1 rRNA gene is annotated in these 255 nt (G+C 53.3%); it reads left to right on the top strand.

The window, feature by feature from the left end:
- Positions 1 to 255, top strand: a 23S ribosomal RNA gene (locus PSH41_RS20075); the annotation flags it as partial.

Here is a 255-nt window from a genome sequence, read left to right on the forward strand (position 1 = left end):
TGGTGGGTAGTTTGACTGGGGCGGTCTCCTCCCAAAGAGTAACGGAGGAGCACGAAGGTTGGCTAAGTACGGTCGGACATCGTACGGTTAGTGTAATGGTAGAAGCCAGCTTAACTGCGAGACAGACACGTCGAGCAGGTACGAAAGTAGGTCATAGTGATCCGGTGGTTCTGAATGGAAGGGCCATCGCTCAACGGATAAAAGGTACTCCGGGGATAACAGGCTGATACCGCCCAAGAGTTCATATCGACGGCG

The sequence above is a fragment of the Pseudoalteromonas sp. CST2 genome (genome assembly GCF_028599385.1).
In the GTDB taxonomy this organism is placed as follows: domain Bacteria; phylum Pseudomonadota; class Gammaproteobacteria; order Enterobacterales; family Alteromonadaceae; genus Pseudoalteromonas; species Pseudoalteromonas atlantica.